Source organism: Marinilabilia salmonicolor, from assembly GCF_003003035.1.
Classification (GTDB): Bacteria; Bacteroidota; Bacteroidia; order Bacteroidales; family Marinilabiliaceae; genus Marinilabilia; species Marinilabilia salmonicolor_A.
In genome coordinates this window covers 1-20143 of record NZ_PVTS01000027.1, presented here as the reverse complement: position 1 = coordinate 20143, position 20143 = coordinate 1, and the positions used below count along the sequence as shown (strand labels likewise).

Genomic DNA, 20143 nt, shown 5'->3' with positions numbered 1-20143 from the left:
CAGCCAGTTAAGTTTAACAAAAGGAAAGACACCAGCCCAAAATACAATTTAGATCAAATCTTTACCCATATAGTCCAAATTACTCCAACTGTAGAAATTCGACTTTGTATTTTACTCTTGCCATGCTCTAATTAAATCGTCAATTGTGGTTTTCACGTTCTGGTAAATGGTATTTCCGTTAGTAATAACAAACTTAATTTCCCCATTAATAGGAGAATTAATGTTTCTTGGAAGATATAGTATTTGATAACTTGTTAATGAATTCAAGGAATATTTTTGAATCGGCTTGGAAGCTATTTTTTTTAAATGGTATTTCTCCAATACCCTTACATGCGATGCTGGGGGTTTTAATATTTCAGTAATAAATGGAACAATATAATTTCTTGCAAGATTATCTAAATCAATAACATTTTTTCTTGGAGGTGTATATAGCACAATAATACTCACTGGTATGAGTAACGGAAACAGAACAGGGTATTTTATTTTAAATTCTACCAGCTGTTTTTTTAAACTGTTCTTTAAATCTCTTTGATTCACCTTTTTCGGATGGAGCTTTCCCTAAATCAAAAAAATCGGATGCTATAAAAACATAGTTTTTCGTAACATTCCATAATTTATTAAACTTTCTATCTTGAATATTTTTTTTGTTATCTGAGAATTCCGATTGATACAAACCAATTAAATCCCTTATGGATATTCTATTTAGCTGCAAATACCTTCCTTGTATCTCTGTTTTATACATATATTCACGGGCTCGATAAACCTTTTCGCCCCATGTTTTACAGATTTTTTCCTTATTCTCTATTAAATCAGCATAATCATCATATACATCATCATCTAACTCCTGTTCCCTAAAATAGTCATCTATTTTATAATTATTCGAAAAATCAGCATCAAGAAAATCATTATTTAATATTCGGTATGCCAGTGCAATATCTTCAAAAAAGTTCTTTAACGAGTTTGTAGTTATGCGTACTTTCGGCCTGTTATCTCCGTATTCATTAAGATGGTAGTTTGCTATTAAAATTTTTATTTGACTATCATCCTTAAATAAAATGTTTTCAAATTTATCTACCTCTAGCTTAGACTCATGCAACAAATCAAGGTAATTTTTGGAGAGCGTTTGAAGAGGTGGTGGATAGTTTTCGGTTGTATAATAATCAATTATGAGAATAATATCCCCCCTATACGCTTTTCTATTAATTATTTGAAGTTGTTCTCTTACCGCTTTTCTAAAATGCCTTTTGTCCCCAATCTTTAAAGACTTTTTCGTCCCTGGTTCCTGAGTTATTTCAAAACACATCTCTCTTGCGGATCGTTTCCAATGCAATCTTTTTTGACCTTCTTCAGTTTCAAAATACTCTTGTCGATTCATAAACTAATTAAGCAGGAAACGTATAAAATATTTAATAATTTGTTAACTTCTTTAGCGAAAAGTTTGATTAAGCAAGATAAGAGAAATCTGGGATTATACCAATCCGGGGTTCATGACTTTTCCTCCACCACCTCAACAACTTCATTAACATAGGTAAATCCATGCACCCAGGAAATAAAATCTCTTTAACAAACAGAAAAACAAACCAGTAAACAACCCCAGTCAGATTCGAAAAAATTTAAGATGTCCAGTTTATTACAAAAAAAACTGGACATCTTGGAATTGTGATCAGATACGGGTAACTTTACAAAATTACCCGTAACCTGCATAGTGCTATTTCGAAGCAAAAATCAAGTCCTGGGACTTTGATACAAAGCAGAAATTGTCATCTTCATAGCCTTGGTGGCATCCTTTTCCATTTCCGCCTGTCTGTTATACCAATCATTCATACCAAAAAGGGGATTATCCACATTATGATGAACATACTTGTTTCGTAACTTTCTCAACCAATCAATCCCTTCTCCTTCATATAAATCCTTCAATAATTTTGCAGTCCCAACTGAGGTATCCATAGCTTCAGTTTCTCTCAAATGAGAATCAATAACAGCAACCGACATCACAATAACCGAAATCCAGGCACCAGAACAATAAGCAATTTGCATGTCCATAAACAATGCGGTGCATGATCACTTGCAGGATAAGAAAAACCAATTTCTGCTTTTTCCATTTCCTGATTAATCCAGGCTCTCCGCCTTTCACAACCTTCATCAACCAATTGACTCATTTCAACTTATCTACAAAAAACATTCTTCATTTAACTTTTTTCTTTTCATTTCCATCAATATAATTCTCCCACAGCATATCAATCCCATCTTTAATCTCCTTCAACCTTTCAATATTCCGTTCAATTCTAATTGAAGGGGAAATTCTCTCACCAAAAAAATCAAACCGCTTATTTTCTTTTCTAACCATTTCAGTCAAATCAAAACAATAACCCTTTAAGTTTTCGGCAACTTTATTAAGTTGAGAAGCTATATAAGCTATGGAATTTTGAGCAAATTCTCTTACGCTTAGCGGGTTTTCAGGGGAAGGTTCAAACTCCTCCATTGTAACAGATAAAAATAACTCCAATCTATTAATGATGTCATAACCAGCCCTTTCTTTTTTTCCATCAAGTATTTGTCGAATACTGCTATCTGACACCCCACTTCTTCTGGAGAATTCTTTGGATTCCCTATAACCAACAATTTTTGACAATCCTTCTTTCACTCTTAAAGTCTTTTCCTTCCTATCGGTCATGATTTCATCATAAATCCTGTCTATTTCCTGATGGGAAGGATAGGAAAACATATAAGTATCCCATTCCTCCAACGGAATATTTACTTTATATGCTAATAACGGGCGCTCCTTCAAAACTTTTTTGATTTCGCCCCAACGGGTTTTATATTGCTTATCGGTTAATCCACTCATAATATTTGTTTATCCAAATGGGCAAAACACACCTTATCAAAAATCAAGCTTATCCTTCTCCGCAATTTCATCCATCCTTTTTGCATCTCGTTCATAACTATCGGCCAAACTGTTAAGCACCTCAGCTGTCATAGGAAAATCATATTTAAATTGGATGGCCTGAGTCCGGAAATACTTTGCATGACCTCTTTCTATTTCTCCTCCATCAAAAGGCCCTCTTGAAGAAAAACTCCTTTTATTGAAGGCACCAGAGAAAAATCCGCTTTTTAAACTTTGAGTGTTGATTTTTTCAATAATCTTGCAAATCTCCCTTGGCGGCCAAGGCTCTTCTTTTTCGGGATATTCAGCAAGCATATTACCGATATGATTATCTGCAACTTCTATCCTCCCGGTTTTTATAGCTTTTTCTCTCACATTGCTAATCCAGTTCATTAAAGAAACCTCGTCAATGTTAAGCTCTTCATCAACACCTGGAATCCTGTTCCAACTTCGTAAAAGCTCATACCCATTTTTACTCAAATAAATTTTCGACTCATCAATATCTTCTTTATCGGCATTTTCTTTTTCTGATTTATAAACCAAGGATAATATTTCAATAAAAAAATCAGGATTAGTCGATAATTCTTCATAAAGGACTTTTGGTTCATGTCCATGTCCATATGAGGTTAGGAAAGGAAGATATAACCATTCTAAGCGCACAAGTAATGACCTGTCAACATCTGCTCTCCTTTCAATCTCTTCAATAACAGTTATTACCTGGTATTGATCAATTTGAAGATGCTCCTCTGAATTTTGAGAAATCATTTTCATCAGTATTCCAACCAATAACTCAGATGGCAGCTTCTCCGGCTCATGATAAGCGATCTCCAAAGCACTAATAAACCTTTTAACTTTCAATAATTTATTAATACCATAAACCAAATCATCTTTAGGTAATCCCCAGAAGTGTGGAGGCATCTCTCTCCAATAGTTAGTTGAAATTTCTGAATTAGTCTGATCAATAAATTTCCACACTTGAATATCTTGATCGAGCAGATGAAAGATTCTGGCCAAATAAAAGCTTGAATAGTCTTTTAACTTTTCAAATAATTCAAAAACCCAATTAATACCATCCTCAAATGACTTGGTACGGATAAATTGCTGAACAAAATAGACTTCTTTCCTTTCACTACTTTTTAGATATTCACACAATTCAAGAATTTTCTCTTCTTCATCAATAATTCGGGCTAAAGTATCACCATAAACACCTGGTTCTTTAACTTCTTTAACTAATTCTTTTAACTTTGAAAATCCATATTTCTCATGAATTGCTATAAGCCCTTCGGTTCTTTTTTTCTTAATTAATTCTTCTTTCTCTTTTATTTTAATATCTTTTCTTTCACTGCCCTCAGGAAATGCAGGCCATTTACTATTAAACATCCATAAAACCTTTTCAATCGAATCAACAGGCTGTATCCTTTCGTAGATATTTTCATACCTGGACAATAACTCTTCACTTAAAGCCCACTTTGAATCCGGATATGACCTATGCCTGGATAAAATTTTCCTAAGCTCATGCCATGCTGTATTTTTTTCAATATTTATTTTTTCAATATTTAGTTCAATAAAAGTCAGCATTTTATCTCGGAAAGTTGGTAATATTTGATCTGACTGAGAATTTATCAATAAGTCAATCAATTTATTCTCTGAATAATCAAAGTGTTTCAGAAGCAAATCCAAAACTCGGGCATGAGTTTCAAAAATTTCGTCCCAAGTATACCTCTGATTAAAACTAGACTCAAACAATCTCCAACGCATCTTATGTGTCGGAGCTGCAATACTCGATCCCTTTGGAAGCATATCGCATAATAAAGCCCAACCTATTTCATATTCATTTTTCAAAATCTTTTCGAGCGTCCTAACTCTGTCCTCTAAAGTTGCAAAGGTCTGGTAGTGCCACGGTTTATAGATTTCTCTAAGACTGTTAAATGGACGGTTAGCCAATTTTCCTCCCGGATCCAGTGCCGATAATCGGGCTAATATAAATGTGGCATCATATAAAAATTCCTCTTTCCATGCCAATCCTTCTAATGCCCATAGAAGTCCGGAATGATGACTGGTAGGCGAAATAAGGCCCTCCTCCTCTCTAAACATTTCCATAATTGGCTTCGTCTTTAAGGACAAAGAATGATAAACCGAATTAATAAAGGATTTTGGCGAAGCTTCAGCAATTAAAGGCATTTCATTTTCTCTCGATACCCAAAGATCACCTGAAGCTTTGTATAGTAATTCCTTTATTATTTCATCAACCCAAGCCTGAGAAGAAATATTAAATGGAAAATCCAATTTATCTCCATGCAGTCCAATTAAAATCATAGACTGAGTTATTCCCTCCCGACACCATGAAGAATAAGAAGATTCTTTCCCTTTTAACGGGGCTATGACACGTTCATGAGGTTTCAATTCGAGAACAGGATTTATCTCCTCCATTACATTATGAAAAACTTTTTTTAGCTTTTCAAAGTCACTTTTGGAAATCTGATTAGATAAGTTTGTCCATGCATCCAAAGGGGATGTTAATCGCCAGGAACTCCCTATTTTCATTAATGGCGGAGATTCAACGTCAGTCCATTTTTGAAGTTTTTCAGAAAAACTATCATATGCCTCTCCTGAAAGAATTTCTAGAGTTTTTCTATCCCCTTCATTGGTTTCATTCCAGCGTCCAATTAAAAGGGCCGGTACCAGTTCCTTTATTTCCGCTTGGTATTGCCATTTTTTTTTATCTAAAGGAAAGCCTAATAATTTTTTTAAAATAGTAATATCTCTTCCAGCCTCTCTCGAAAACTTTTCAGCCTTTTCCTGTGAATAACCTGAAGCTATTAACGCTTGAATTTGGCCATCCCGATCAGGGATAGGAAGCTCAATGATATCTTTTGAATTAAATCCGTCATCAGGCCCCAGCGGTAGTAAAACATGATGTTTTCTCCCTACAGCACTATGTAAAGAAGTCGTATCTTCAAACTTTACAATTAAGTTTAATTGATAACCATTCTTTTTAACCAATCTAAAATCTGAAAGGTCTTCAATTACAAGACTTTTTGAGTAAAATTGCGCCTTAAAATACCCTCCAGTTTTAATAACGGTAGCCACAATAAAAGCTATGGCTTCATCCTTTGTTGAAGCTCTTACTCCCACAAGATTTGGTTCTCCCTGTAAAAAATTAACTAGTTGTTGACAGTTACCCTCTCGTCCAGCCAAAACCAATTCGGGATCAAGTCCTCTCCCTTTAGGGCCTACAGACCATTCTTCCCAAAAATCTTCAATCGTTAGGCAATTACTGTAGGATCGTCCTAAAATATTTTCAATAAACCATTTTGATGTTACCTCAGCAATTGACAACCAATTGAGAAGGGTTATTGAATCATAAACCCGAACATCAGCCCATTCATTTTCATTTTTCTTTTCCTCAACCCATTTTTCTTTATCTTGGTCTTCCCAATAGTTTGTGGTTACAAAAATGAATGATGCCTCAGATTTGTTAAATCCTAGACTATTCTCCGTCCTTTTATTATAGTCCGATTCCGCTTGCGATTTATCCCCATTGGTTTTAAACTCCCAAAGAGATATTCCAACAGGAACAAAATTCATATTTTCCTGACAATGAACAACGCCATCCCAGCCTTTCAGAAATACCGCACTCCCGGAAGGTACTTTTAAATAAGTACTTCTTGGGGTTGTTTCAAAAATAAGTTTTGAGATTAAAGACGGAAACTCTCCTTTCGATTCATGCCTTTTCCCCCAAGTTTCTATTTCTGTACGATCAATTGGAAGCATAAGGGTTATTTTATAGGACAGGTAAACTTTAATTATGGTTTTGTTTGGCTATTCTTTTTATAGGCATAAACAAATTTCGCATCTTCATCTCCACCTCCATCGCCTCCATCAGCTCCTTTATTAATAAAGTATGTTTCAATTTCTCGAGATGTCTTATCATCTTGAGCTTTTATGTGAATCCATGAAGTATTACTTGGCTCAAAAGCAACCCCATGCGCCTTTAATCTTTCTTTTGGATCTTCGGAAATCCCAACATACCAAGAAGAAAGGTTTCCGGACATGAAACTTTCTATTTCTTTGATTATTTCTTGTTTTGATTTTGCCATTTTTAAAATTGTTTAGGGATAATTTCCATTGTTTATAAATTAATTGAGAACATTTAGTCATTAGCCGCTGCTCTTTTAATAACATTTGCTTCTGAATCAAACGAACCAATAAAATAAAAGTCATAGTTTAAAAAACCAAAAAAACGACTTACCATATCAAGAGCCTTGTAAATAGTATTACCTAATTGATATTCATCAGTATTGCTTTTTATTATTTTTTCTCCAAAAATCTCCATGGCTTCATAACTATCAATTACAAAACCATGATCTTTATATTTATAAACCAGTTCATATGCTATATCTTTTCCTTCCTTTGGCAATAAATGAGAATGAGTGTTTAAAAGTTTCTCTGCATATTGAACTGCTGATTCAGCAACCCTTTCATAGTAACCAAGGTTAATTAGGGGTAAACTATCTTTTAAATACTTTGCAAACATATCTGAAGCTTCAGGATATCTTTTAGCTAACTCAGCGATATGTTCTACTGAATTTTTCAATCCTAAAGCAGGTAATCTATTTATTTGCGGATCAATTGGACCTAATTCTGAAAGACTCCCCATATGAACTTCATTTGCTCCACAGGTAATTAGCGTTGCTGCGGATTTGGCAAATCTAGGCACAGAAACGACAAAGGAACCATCACTGTATTCTCTACATAATTTCCCAATTAAATATGCTGATGCAGCAGAACCACCCCTAGAATACAGAATTAATAATAGTGGTTTCTTTTCGTCAGTAAATTTTGTAACAGCATTATAAATGCTGTCGGCATCTCCTTTTACCAGAGTTGATTCATCGTATAAGACGACAATATTATATTCTTTATAGCAGTTGTTTTTTGATGCTTCCTGTTTTAGATATTTTGTCAAAATTTGGTTAAACCGTTTTTTTCCATCCTCAGTAGCATCAGAACCATATCCGTCAAACACACCTTTAATTAAATCCTCAATACTAATTTTTTTAACCGTATTTGGATTTTTTTTATCCATATTTTCATTTGATGCATTGGTCGCTTTTTCTTCTTCAGCCATAATGTAATGAACTATTGAAATTTTACAATTTTTAATATCTTCACCCCTTCTCCATCATCTCAAGCATCCTTTCACTCAGCTTAAGCATATTCTCCATAAGCTTAACCATCATTTCAGCCTGCTTATCGTTAGTAGCATTGTAATTATCACCAATAGTACTACTATTTCCAACTCCTGCAGAAGCTCCCGGAGAATCAGTAAATGGCGAATTATTAAAACTCTCAATAAAAGATTCCGGCTGAGACATCAGCACGGAGATAGGATCAACCTTCAAAAACTCCGCAACCTTTTGCACCAGTTCCACCGTAATTTTGCTTTCCCCCCGTTCATACTTCGTATAAGCCGCTTCGCTCAGACCAAGGTGTTCAGCCACTTCCAGAGCCTTCTTGTCACGCATTTTGCGGTAAAGCGCCAGATTACGGCCTATCTTTTTATTTTCGAGTACAGTAAATTGATCGTTGTTGTCCATGACTTTAGGGTTTTAGTGTAGAGTAGCTCCGCCATTCAGAAATACAACGGAAAGGATAACGAAAATTCCGAAGGCAAAAAACCGTTACCACTTAAACTCAACGCATTAAACATTTATTAATCTTTTAACTTCTTTAACGAAAAGTTTGATTATGCAAGATAGGAGAAATTTCCGATTATCCCAATCCACATTCAAAAGTCTGCTCTGGAGAATACCATCTCTTTTCTATATACAAAAGCCCTTTGCTTTATCCCCACTTCATTTTTCAACAACCCTGACCGTATTAGAAAAGAATCTCAAGTAAACAAGTATTCAACCACCCTCAATTCTTCAGAATACTCCAAGGGAAAAACGAAAGTCACTATTAAAACAGCGCGGTGGCCCGTCCGCTTTCCGGGCCGGCGGATGGCGGGAAGCCAAAATGGGCGACTTTCAAGGCCTTGCGCAATGGGAGGAAATTTTTGCTTCCGCGGGGGGATAGGATAAAGCGGACTAGACCTTTTTGGTTCCTTTTTGGGGCAATGCCAAAAAGAACAATAATTAAGAAATAAAAATTAGGCGGTTGACTTTTTTAGAACACCTTAAAATGAAGACCCTGAATATTCTGACTGTCTTGAAGAATCCGACCTTGGCAGGTAAGCCTAAAAACAAGGTTGTTTTATCGTAAAATCGTCCCTGTCTGAATCTCGTACCAAAAATAAATTATCAACAACTTACTGATCAAATGTAAATATAATGCTTAAACAAGTCTTTAGTTCAAACAGCGCGGTGGCCCGTCCGCTTTCCGGGCCGGCGGATGGCGGGAAGCCAAAATGGGCGACTTTCAAGGCCTTGCGCAATGGGAGGAAATTTTGGCTTCCGCGGGCCGATAGGTTTAAGCGGACTAGACTTTTTTGGTTCTTTTTGGGGCAATGCCAAAAAGAACAAGAGATAAACTCAATATCAAAATAAGCAGTCAACCTCTCACTTTTCAAAAGATTTCTCTGAGTGAAAACGAAGCTAACTATTCAAACGGCGCGGTGGCCCGTCCGCTTTCCGGGCCGGCGGATGGCGGGAAGCCAAAATGGGCGACTTTCAAGGCCTTGCGCAATGGGAGGAAATTTTGGCTTTCGCGGGCCGATAGGTTTAAGCGGACTAGACTTTTTTCGTTCTTTTTGGGGCAATGCCAAAAAGGACAACAAAAAAACAAACATCCAATCAAGTCATCAACCTCTCACAACTCAAATGATTGCTTTTAGGAAAAAACGAAACTAACTATTCAAACAGCGCGCTGGCCAGTCCGCTTTCCGGGCCGGCGGATGGCGGAAAGCCAAAATGGGCGACTTTCAAGGCATTGCGCAATGGGAGGAAATTTTGGCTTTCGCGGGCCGATAGGTTTAAGCGGACTAGACTTTTTTGGTTCCTTTTGGGGGCAATGCCAAAAAGAACAATAAAATAGATTTTAAATAGGGCCGCTGACTATTTTAGCAGCCCATAAATCTATTTTCGCAAAGGAATTAAGGATGTTGCTATGGAACCGACCTTGCCAGGTAAGCCTAAAAACAAGGTTGTTTTATCGTTAAATCGTCTCTGTCTGAATCTCGTGCGCGCAGCAAGCGAGATGAGTTTTGACGATTTCGATAAAAGAACCGTAGCTTTTAGTGCGAAAGCTGACTCAGTCTTGAAATATTGCGATAAGTGAGAGCAATAGCCAACCTTGCTTGGATAATGCCGAACGCAGCAATATTCATTTAATAATTATTGCGTTTAGCGAGAACAGTATCAAGCTTGCTTGAATACTGTCGAGTGTAGCAATAATCATGTTAATAATTTTTTTGCCTACTTTTTTGTATCAAGACAATAGTGTCCGGTAAAAACAAAATATAATTTTATAGAAGCCAACTTTATTAAGACTTTAGAGCCACTTAGGAATGTTCCGGGCTTGGAATCGCTTCAGACAAATTTCGTTAAGAAAATCAGATCATTTTCCGTTAAGAAACGAGCTTGCGAGTTCATCGAATGCCTTTGCAAGCAGACAAAATAATGAGGTAAATCCGGACTGTTTGAGCGTAGCGAGTTTCCGAATTTTAGGGAAATGATTTGATTTTTAAAAATTTGTATGCGCGACGGCATTTTTTGTTTACTTTTTTTTGCTGTAGAATTGAAGTGAAGCGGAAATCGTGATTACCTTTTAAAACAAGCAAAATCATGAACAAAAAAAGTAAAAGCCCGCGCGGCTTGAGCGCAAAAAAGAAAAGCTATTGTTTTACCGGACAATAGTGATATCAAGATAAGAAAAGTAGGTCAAGGTTTAAGGGATGAAATCCCTTTCTAAATGAGAAATTCTAAAACATAATCCAAAAAATATTGAAACTTTCATCAATTATGTTCCGTACTTTAATGATTCTGACAATTTAAAATATATACGAATGAACAGCAATTCTACTAAGTACTCTGTTAACCTTGGTTTCGAAGAAGTAAAACTCCCTCCTTTCGAAGACATTCTCATTGTTGGCAGAAAATCCCCACAGGGGAAAAAAGGAGTAACAAAACTCTTCGAGCTACTGGTTCCCAATGAGTTCGAAACAGTAGATTTGGAACATCCTAATGTGGAAGTAGTCTTTGTTAATAGACGGATCCTTAAAAAAATTGAATTGAATCACGTCATGGGAATTTTAAAAGAGAAAGTTATTCCGTATATTTCGCCTTCCGAAATCCTCAAGGTGGACTTTCAATTGAAAGTGCATTACGACACCATTGAGATAGATACCTGAGACCATGATTATCACACCTTACATTGAAAAAGAATATCCAAAAACTGAACTTTTCACCGGAGTTAACATCATTGAAGAGGAACTAAAAGAAAAAAAGTTCTTTGTCGTGATGGAAAATAACAACTCATTCCAGGGGCTACTTACCGTCTCTGATGTCTTTGAACGACAGAAAAAACTGGTCGCCGATTGCCTTACACCAAAACCGTCTATTGCTCCCGATGCCACAATTCACCAGGCATTGGAACTCATGCACAGAACCCAGGCACCTGCTCTTCCAGTCATTGACAGCAACCAAAATTTTCATGGGATCCTTTCACTAACTAAACTAAAAGAATTATTCAGAGATTACGAGTTAAACCGAACTAAGAATTTCGAGAAAAAGATCTCCCTATCCCAAAAAATCAAAGAACAATTCTTTCGGAATTTATCACATGAAATCAGAACTCCTCTTAATGCCATTCAAGGCTTAACTGAAGTGTTACTCTACTCAGACATCCCGGATGAGGAAAAAGGCAATTTTGCCGGTATGCTACACGCCAAAACCGATGAGCTCCTACTCCTTATCGATTCCCTACTCAACCTCTCTCGTTTACAGGCGGGAGATTTTCGTTTCAGCCCCGACGATGTGGTGCAACCATCCGAAGTTTGTGACAACCTGAAACTTAAAGCTGATGCGCTCAAAGAGGCTTACAGCAAGTCACAGGTTTCTATCAAAACCGCCTTCAACCTTCCGGAAAACTTTTCACTGAAAACCAATCTGGCATACCTCCAGGAGGTTATGATCCACCTCCTGAGCAATGCCATCAAATTTACCGATCAGGGAGTAGTGGAATTTGGCTGTTTTGCCGACGATAATCAAAACGCTGTTTTCTTTGTCAAAGATACAGGTGCAGGAATTCCTCTTGAAAATCAGGCATCCATCTTCAACGCTTTCGAGAAGATTGAAACAGACCATACACGTATAAACCCCGGAATGGGACTCGGCCTCACACTAGCCTCAAAAATCATCGAAGGTGCAGGGGGAAAAATATGGCTGGAGTCTGAACCTGGTAAAGGAAGTGCTTTCTATTTCTACCTAGGTCCTAAGCAAAAACCCTCAGAAGCAAAATCAGAAATGACCAGCTTCATGTAACCACAATACTCCCCCAAAAGACCAACCATAAGGGTACTCAAAAGAACCGTAGTTTTCAGGGTGAAAGCTGGCTCAGTATTGGATTTTTACGATAAGGAAAAGCAATATCAAGCTTACTTGAATACCGAACGTAGTAATACTCATGAAATATTTTTTTGCCCCAAAATAGTTTTGGTTGACTTTGAAAAATCAAAACCCTACAAATCCATAGGCGGCAACAGGGTTTAGGGATAAAATCCTCTGTTGAAAAATATTTAAAATACTTTTGATTTGAAAATTAACATCAACGAAACCCGAAAAGATTCTGGCACAAATTTCTTTGCCAACATCAACAAATTCACCCCTTTCCCATTACCTCAATCATCCGCTCACTCAGCTTCAACATACTTTCCATAAGTTTCAGGGTCATCTGGGTTTGCTGCTCATCCTGCATCTGAAAATCTCCGCCCACATAATTGCCTATTCCACCAAATGGCGAATGATGAATACCACCTATAAACTGCCCTGGTCTTGACGATAATAACAACAACGGATCCACCTTTAGCACCTCCCCGATTTTTTGAACAAGCCGGATACTGAAATCCAACTCCCCCTTTTCATACTTCAAATATTCCTCTATACTCACACCAATCTGGTCTCCCATCCGGGCAACATCCATACCACGCTGCTCCCGGTACCGGGCTATATTCTCTCCGATTTGCCGATTGTCTAAAATGGAAAAATAATTGTTTTCTGTCCTCTTGTCCATAATCCAAAGTTGTTTGATGCTTCTTTTTCGATAAGTTATACTACTCATAAGGTTTGAGTTTTATAACCCGAAACACTTATTATTGCATCGACAGAAAACGTACTGTTGTAGAAATTGGAATACCCAAAAGTAGAAATAAAATTTAAACTGTAAGTCTTCAACCTCTCACAATTCAACAAATTGTTTTTAGAGGAAAAATGAGGCTAACTATTAAAACGGCGCGCGGGCCCGTCCGTTTTCCAGGCCGGCGGATGGCGGAAAGCCTTAAAGCTATCTTGAACGTAAAGACTGGCTTGAAGAATACGACCTTGGCAGGTAAGCCTAAAAACAAGGTTGTTTAATCGGAAAATCGTCTCTGTCTGAATCTCGTGCGCGCAGCAAACGAGATGAGTTTTGACGATTTCGATAAAAGAACCGGAGTTTTTAGAGCGAAAGCTGGCTCAGGCTAATGTTCTTTGTCTCTATATAGGCTTAGTCTCTCACTATTTTCAAGATTGTTATTAGTGAAAAACGAAGATAACTGTTCAAAAAGCGCGGTGGCCCGTCCGCTTTCCGGGCCGGCGGTGGCGAGAAGGCTTAATGGGCGGCTTCAGGGATTGCGGCAGTGTCGTTTCGTGCATAAAAAATAGTCGTAAATCTCTCACAAGTCTTCAGATTACTCCAAGGTAAAAACGAAAGTGACTGTTTAAACAGCGCGAGGGCCCGTCCGTTTTCCGGGCCGGCGGATGGAGAGAAGGCTTAATGGGCGGCTTCAGGGATGGCGGGCCAGCCGGAAATTAAGCCTGATGCGGGCTGATAGGTTTAAACGGACTAGACCTTTTTGGTTCCTTTTTGGGGCAATGCCAAAAAGAACAATAGAAGAACATAGCCCTAGCTACGTGATTATTTTATCATGCAGAAAAAAGTAAAATCAATGATACTTGGTGCATTATTTTATGCGGGATACGACACTTAAGCCGGAAATTAAGCCTAATGCGGACCGATAGGTTTAAGCGGACTAGACCTTTTTGGTTCCTTTTTGGGGCGATGCCAAAAAGAACAAGAAGTAACAAACATCAAATTAAGTCATCAACCTTGCACAATTCAAAAGATTGCTTTTGGCAAAAAAACGAAGCTTCCTATCTAAACAACGCGGGCCCGTCCGTTTTCCGGGCCGGCGCAAGCAGCAAACCAAAATGAGAAATATTCATGATACCACTGTCATTTTCAAAAAACAATAATCATCAACCAACGCAACCACCCTCACCCTTAAACATCTATTCAATGGTTTGAAACATCTGAATCAAATAAAAGTTGACCCGTCATTGTCCGGCATTCTATCGCATGGACATAAATCTGGCTGTTATTTGCTCTTGAGTATTCCGGTTTTCATACTATGTTCCATCAATATGGTATCAGCACAAAAAACAACCGGAATTATATCTGAAGCAACCGGAAGCCCCTTGCCTAAGGCCCACGTTCTGGAAAAGGAATCCATGCGCAGTACGCTCTCCGATTATTCGGGCCGTTTTTCAATCTCCATAAATGAGGACTCCTTCTGGAGCCTGACATTTATTATTGACAAAAGATCTCTGAAAAGCAGCGTCAAATCAGCAAAAGATATAAAAATAGAATGGCTAAATGAAAAACCAAACTGCTTTAAGCAGCTCTATATTGAGGAAGAAAACTCATTCATCATTATCATCATTCCGGAAAAAAAGGTAAAGAAAGCCAAAAAACCAACAACAAAATCCCGGTTTAAAAAAGGTAGTTTCTTTATCGGAAATCCGGCAAAAAATAAAATTTAATGAAGCAATCAGGGCCTTGTAACACATTTTTTCTATGGAATCTGACCATATACTCTTTAAAAATCCAAATCCAATCATACCTCATAATAACAAGATCCCTCCGCCGAACAATCTTATTTGCTTTGAGGTTTTCAACCTGCTTTTTCCATGAATTATGGTGATAATAGACGCACTGCCCCGTCCGTTTTCCGGGCCGGCGATGAGGAGAAGACTTAATGGGCGGCTTCAGGGATGGCGGCAGTGTCGTTTCGTGCATAAAAAATAGTCGTCAATCTCTCACAAGTATTCAGATTACTCCAAGATAAAAACGAAAGTGACTGTTTAAACAGCGCGAGGGCCCGTACGTTTTCCGGGCCCGCGGTGGCGGGAAGCCTTAAAACTATTTTAAACGCACTGGCTGGCTTGAAGAACCCGACCTTGCCAGATAAGCCTAAAAACAAGGTTGTTTTATCGTAAAATCGTCTCTGTCTGAATCTCGTGCGCACAGCAAACAAGATGAGTTTTGACGATTTCGATAAAAGAACCGTAGTTTTTAGTGCGAAAGCTGGCGCAGTCTTGATCTTTTTTGCCTACTTTTTTGTATCAAGACAAAAAAGTAGGTCAGGGTCTAAGGGATGAAATCCCTTTACCCACAATTCAACAGTTTCCTTTTAAGAAAAAACGAAGCTAACTATCCAAACAGCGCGGGGGCCCGTCCGTTTTCCGGGCCGGCAGTGGCAGGAAGCCTTAAAGCTATCTTAAACGAAAGGTCTGGCTTAAAGAATCCGACCTTGCCAGGTAAGCCTAAAAACAAGGTTGTTTTATCGTAAAATCGTCTCTGTTTGAATCTCGGGCGCGCAGCAAGCGAGATGAGTTTTGACGATTTCGATAAAAGAACCGTAGTTTTTAGTGCGAAAGCTGGCTCAGTCTTGAAATATTGCGATAAGTGAGAACAGTAGCCAAGCTTGCTTGGATAATGCCGAACGCAGCAATATTCATTCAATAATTATTGCGTTTAGCGAAAGCAGTGTCAAGCTTGCTTGAACAATGCTGAGTGTAGCAATAATCATGTTAATAAGTTTTTTGCCTACTTTTTTGTATCAAGACAAAAAAGTAGGTCAGGGTCTAAGGGATGAAATCCCTTTACCCACAATTCCACAGATTCCTCTTAAGAAAAAACGAAACTAACTGTCCAAACGGCGCGAGGGCCCGTCCGTTTTCCGGGCCGGCGGATGGAGAGAAGGCTTAATGGGCGGCTTCAGGGATGACGGCAGTGTCGTTTCGTGAATAAAATATTGTAAAAGTTGAAATTGATATTGCTTTTTTCAATATGAGAAAAAAGAGCATAGCCTTAGCTACGTGATTTTTTTATCATGCCGAAAAAAGTAAAATCAATGATACTTGGTGCATTATTTTATGCAGGATACGACACTTAAGCCGGAAATTAAGCCTGATGCGGGCTGATAGGTTTAAACGGACTAGACCTTTTTGGGGCAATGCCAAAAAGAACAATATACCGGACTAGTCCCGACATAAGTTTTTAAAATTCTTGCCCCAAATACAAAATCAAAATTCCATGCCTCAATAGGCCAAAATCAATAACAATAAAATGGTTAGGGGTTGCTGGCGTCAAACAACCCCTAACCTGTCAAACGGCAAATAAACCTGTGTTATTTCATTTCACCACTGATTATTCATTTTTCCACTCTAATACAAATTCTTCACAACCGGTATTTGGATCCATTTGCAACCCTACAAAGCGAAATCCCCTCCTGGCATAAAAGGTAACAGCTCTCGAATTCTCGGTATATACGTTTAGTTTCAGATTTCCGCTCAACCGTTGCGCGTGGAGAAGCAACTCATGTCCAACCCCCTTCCCCTGATATTCTGGTGCAACAAAAAGGGCAGCAAGTTTGTCATCTACAAGCGAAATAAACCCCTTTATTATTCCGTCCTCTTCCAGTACATAAGTTTCTGAGTTGGGTAGATAGTGCGTTTTCATATCTTCCAACTTCGACTGCCAGTAAGATTCCGAAACAAAATCATGCGACTGAATCGACCCTTCCAGCCATAGGTTGCAAACTTCTGCTATTTCACCCTGATTATCCTGTAGCTTTCTTATCATTTTTAAACTATTTTTGTCCTACAAGCTTCTGCTCCTACTTCGCAAAATTAAAATGAATAACTATTCATTAACTGAATCTCGGTATTTGCCCACAAATGGCCTATGAACAATGAAGTTCCGGCCGGAAATCATGAAACCCGGCCGGAAAACCAATCAATAAAAGGCCCCTAAACCTGATGCAATGTTACAACAACAATCATTTCCCTCAAAAAATTTCGGGTTGTTAAAAACTACTTAAACAACTGCTTAACAACCACTCACACTCGAAGACACTTCTCATTAACAACTATTATTGCAACCAACCTTAAATAAAACAATTCACCTCATCATGAAAAACAATTCAAAAAGAAACCCCTGGGTGGACAATCTCCGATCAACCATCACAATAATGGTCGTAGCCCACCACTCTGCACTTTCATACACCACATTTGCATGGTTTGACAACGACACATACATCAACTCAACACATCCGGTTGTAGATTCCCACAGATGGGTAGGACTGGATATCTTCCAAAACTTCAATGATGTTTTCTTTATGGCACTCATGTTCCTCATTGGTGGACTATTCCTTTCCCGAAGCATCATAAAAAAGGGCCCATCGATTTTCATCCGCGAAAGGTTCTTCAGACTTTTCATTCCATTCCTTCTACTGGGAACACTCTTTATGCTCATCGCCTATTTCCCCCCATTCTTTATCTCAACAAACGACACCAATATCCTTCATTACATTCAAGACTTCTTCATTGCTCAAAGGTGGCCGGGGGGGCCTCCATGGTTTATATGGGTACTTTTCCTTTTTAATCTCATTTTCGCAGGCACTTGGTTCTTTCTGTCAAAAACAGTTCAACTATCCGGCAGAATAATAAAGGCTTTCAAAAATCATCCGATAAAATTCATGGCCATTATTTTTGTGGTCACATGGATCCTTTATGTTCCCTTGGCGTATTATGTTGGAGCAGGAACCTGGGTTGGCTTTGGCCCCTTTGATTTCCAACTAAGTCGAATTCTCCTCTACTTTGGCTATTTTTTTATAGGGATAAAAATTGGAACCACCGATTTCAGCAACACACTTTTCAATCCTGAATCCCCGATTGTGACAAAATGGTGGCTTTGGGTTTCTCTGGCCCTGATCGTTTATACAATCTTAACCACAATTGCAGCTCCACTGACAGATTGGATACAAGAAAGAGCAACCCGTCAATTCTATGCCTGGATGATCTACCTTATCGTTTTTTCAGCCTCCTGTACACTTAGCAGTATCGCATTAATAACCACATTTCGAAGATTTATCAATACAGAAAACTACTGGTGGGATTCAATCTCCCAAAATGCCTATATGATTTACCTCATCCATTACATTTTTGTCTTATGGAGCCAGTATTTCCTTTTAACACTGGAAGTGCATGCATTCATAAAGTTTCTAATTACCTTTATCTCTACATTAACATTAAGCTGGATGACAAGTCACTTCCTGCACAAAATAAGTATCATAAGACAGTACATTTAACCTGGTTTATTCATGAGTTTTCGTTATGAGATGTTCAAATGCCAATAAATTCAGGCAACCGCAGATAAAATTGACAAAGGGAATAGTGAACTATTTTCAAATCAATTTTATTGAGGACGCCAGAATTTAGCAGGTAGTTGAACATCGCAATAGATAATTTGTGAATAATCCAGGTTAATTACAATCTGTCTAAAAACTAAGAAGAATTTGCCTTTAATCAGGTGTCTTACCAGATAATACCGATTGCATTGCCTGCCCCTATTGCATCGGGGACTAAGGAAATTTCCAATTGAATTTCCTTAAATTCTAAATTGAATATGAAAACAAAATTTTCACACATCAATTTGATCAGCAAAAACTGGAGAGCTTTGGCTGGTTTTTACATAAAGGTTTTTAATTGTAAACCGATGCCTCCTGAAAGAGATTTATCCGGAAGTTGGTTAGATAAATTAACCGATTTGAGCAAAGCACAAATCAAAGGTATCCATCTATTGCTTCCTGGGTATAGTTCAGAAGGCCCCACATTAGAGATCTTTGAGTACAATCACAACAAAAAAAATAAAACCAAACTAATTAATTTAGAAGGATTTGGACATATCGCATTTGCTGTTGAAAATGTAGAAGAGAAACTAAACCTACTCCTGGCAAATGGGGGCTCAGCAGTTGGACAGGTCGTTAAGACTGAAATAAAAGGCATTGGCAAAATCTGGGTTGCCTATGCCAGAGACCCGGAAAACAATATTATTGAGATTCAAAAGTGGGAATAATTCAGTCCGGTGGCATTTAATTTTTGTAGCGATGTCAAAGACTCTGGGTACGTGAAAATCTGAATAATGAACCATTGATTCTCTCAAAAACTGGAAGAAATGAAAATTTTAGCATTAGAAAAAGAATTAAAAACCATTGATTGGCAAAAACAATCTAAAACGCTAATTGAGGAAGCTAAATCAGCCTATAAGCTGGTCCTTTCAGATCATTTACGCGAAATTTACTTCTCCGAAAAAAAGAATGCCGTACTTATTCTTGAATGTGAAAACAGAAATGAAGCCAACCAACTATTAAACAATTTGCCCCTGGTAAAAAAAGGAATAACCAATTTTGAAATAATGGAATTACATCCATACACTGGCTTCTCACGATTAATGATCTTATAATAAATGTCCTGTTTGATTTAAGACCAACAAAGAATGTATGTAAAACCGGGGCTCCTGACAAGTGTGAATACACAATTGAGCCGTTCTGAGTTTTTCACTCGCCATTGGTTCTACCTGTCAAGTATTCAAGATTTTCTGTTATCTTTTCAATTGGCCAGTTCCACCATTGCATTTCTAAAAGTTCTTTAATCTTCGCATCAGGAAATCTCTTTCTTATCTCAGTGGCAGGATTGCCCCCAACTATAGAATAAGATTCAACATCCTTTGTTACTGTCGAATTGGCTGCTATTATTGCACCATCGCCGATCTTTATCCCTGGCATTATCGTAGAAGATGAGCCAATCCACACATCATTACCAATTACAGTATCACCTTTAATGTATCCACCCCAGCAAAACCTTATTCCTGGAGTAATTTTTTATCAATAAATTGCGGCAAAAGTTCTTTGAAATTTTCGGCAGGTGTGATGTGGAT

The 20143-nt window shown here is 37.9% G+C and carries 16 protein-coding genes and 1 pseudogene; 6 read left to right on the top strand and 11 right to left on the bottom strand.

Features of this window, described 5'->3' with window-relative positions:
- Positions 1-111 precede the first annotated feature (111 nt).
- From BY457_RS18075 to BY457_RS18040, 8 genes are all read right to left on the bottom strand, one after another.
- Positions 112-537: a hypothetical protein gene (locus BY457_RS18075; protein ID WP_106154737.1), complete on the bottom strand. Its 426-nt coding sequence runs from the start codon at positions 535-537 to the stop codon at positions 112-114.
- Entirely contained in the window at positions 485-1375 is an 891-nt protein-coding gene (locus BY457_RS18070) for a hypothetical protein (protein WP_106154736.1), read from the bottom strand. Before BY457_RS18070 ends, BY457_RS18075 begins: the two co-directional genes overlap by 53 nt.
- A 350-nt stretch (positions 1376-1725) precedes the next feature.
- Positions 1726-2043 carry a hypothetical protein gene (locus tag BY457_RS18065; RefSeq protein ID WP_106154735.1) on the bottom strand — a complete coding sequence of 106 codons (318 nt, stop codon included), beginning with the start codon at positions 2041-2043 and terminating at the stop codon, positions 1726-1728.
- A 142-nt stretch (positions 2044-2185) separates the two neighbouring features.
- Entirely contained in the window at positions 2186-2845 is a 660-nt protein-coding gene (locus BY457_RS18060; RefSeq protein ID WP_106154734.1) for a hypothetical protein, read from the bottom strand.
- Positions 2846-2881: 36 nt separating this feature from the next.
- Positions 2882-6658 (bottom strand): hypothetical protein, encoded by a 3777-nt coding sequence (locus tag BY457_RS18055; protein ID WP_106154733.1) that lies wholly within the window; start codon positions 6656-6658, stop codon positions 2882-2884.
- Between the two features lie 32 nt (positions 6659-6690).
- Positions 6691-6984 carry a hypothetical protein gene (locus BY457_RS18050; RefSeq protein ID WP_106154732.1) on the bottom strand — a complete coding sequence of 98 codons (294 nt, stop codon included), beginning with the start codon at positions 6982-6984 and terminating at the stop codon, positions 6691-6693.
- A gap of 53 nt (positions 6985-7037) precedes the next feature.
- Positions 7038-8015: an SDH family Clp fold serine proteinase gene (locus BY457_RS18045; RefSeq protein ID WP_106154731.1), complete on the bottom strand. Its 978-nt coding sequence runs from the start codon at positions 8013-8015 to the stop codon at positions 7038-7040.
- A 40-nt stretch (positions 8016-8055) separates the two neighbouring features.
- Positions 8056-8484, bottom strand: a complete 429-nt coding sequence (locus BY457_RS18040; RefSeq protein ID WP_106154730.1) for a helix-turn-helix domain-containing protein — start codon at positions 8482-8484, stop codon at positions 8056-8058.
- Between the two features lie 2408 nt (positions 8485-10892).
- On the opposite strand from BY457_RS18040, the gene BY457_RS18025 reads away from it, so the two are divergent.
- Together BY457_RS18025 and BY457_RS18020 are read left to right on the top strand one after the other, a co-directional pair.
- The gene (locus BY457_RS18025) at positions 10893-11237 is read left to right on the top strand and encodes a hypothetical protein (protein ID WP_106154728.1); all 345 of its coding nucleotides are present in this window, start codon (positions 10893-10895) and stop codon (positions 11235-11237) included.
- A 4-nt stretch (positions 11238-11241) separates the two neighbouring features.
- A complete protein-coding gene (locus BY457_RS18020) occupies positions 11242-12369 on the top strand; it encodes an ATP-binding protein (RefSeq protein ID WP_106154727.1) in 1128 nt (375 codons plus the stop codon).
- Positions 12370-12706: 337 nt separating this feature from the next.
- On the opposite strand, the gene BY457_RS18015 is transcribed toward BY457_RS18020, so the two are convergent.
- Complete coding sequence (locus BY457_RS18015; RefSeq protein ID WP_106154726.1) at positions 12707-13165, bottom strand: helix-turn-helix domain-containing protein; 459 nt, start codon at positions 13163-13165, stop codon at positions 12707-12709.
- 1340 nt (positions 13166-14505) lie between these two features.
- Here BY457_RS18015 and BY457_RS18010 point away from each other — a divergent pair.
- Positions 14506-14904, top strand: a complete 399-nt coding sequence (locus tag BY457_RS18010) for a carboxypeptidase-like regulatory domain-containing protein (protein WP_146131011.1) — start codon at positions 14506-14508, stop codon at positions 14902-14904.
- 1669 nt (positions 14905-16573) lie between these two features.
- Here the strand turns inward: BY457_RS18010 and BY457_RS17995 are convergent.
- On the bottom strand, positions 16574-17008 hold the full coding sequence (locus BY457_RS17995) for an N-acetyltransferase (protein ID WP_106154722.1): 435 nt from the start codon (positions 17006-17008) through the stop codon (positions 16574-16576).
- A 328-nt stretch (positions 17009-17336) separates the two neighbouring features.
- Between BY457_RS17995 and BY457_RS17990 the strand changes: the two genes are divergently transcribed.
- From BY457_RS17990 to BY457_RS17980, 3 genes are all read left to right on the top strand, one after another.
- Positions 17337-18515, top strand: a complete 1179-nt coding sequence (locus BY457_RS17990) for an acyltransferase family protein (RefSeq protein WP_106154721.1) — start codon at positions 17337-17339, stop codon at positions 18513-18515.
- Positions 18516-18832: 317 nt separating this feature from the next.
- The gene (locus BY457_RS17985; RefSeq protein WP_106154720.1) at positions 18833-19282 is read left to right on the top strand and encodes a VOC family protein; all 450 of its coding nucleotides are present in this window, start codon (positions 18833-18835) and stop codon (positions 19280-19282) included.
- Between the two features lie 99 nt (positions 19283-19381).
- Positions 19382-19669, top strand: a complete 288-nt coding sequence (locus BY457_RS17980; protein ID WP_106154719.1) for a superoxide dismutase — start codon at positions 19382-19384, stop codon at positions 19667-19669.
- A gap of 94 nt (positions 19670-19763) precedes the next feature.
- On the opposite strand, the pseudogene BY457_RS17975 reads toward BY457_RS17980, so the two are convergent.
- Positions 19764-20045: pseudogene (locus BY457_RS17975) on the bottom strand (CatB-related O-acetyltransferase); the annotation flags it as partial.
- Positions 20046-20143 lie beyond the last annotated feature (98 nt).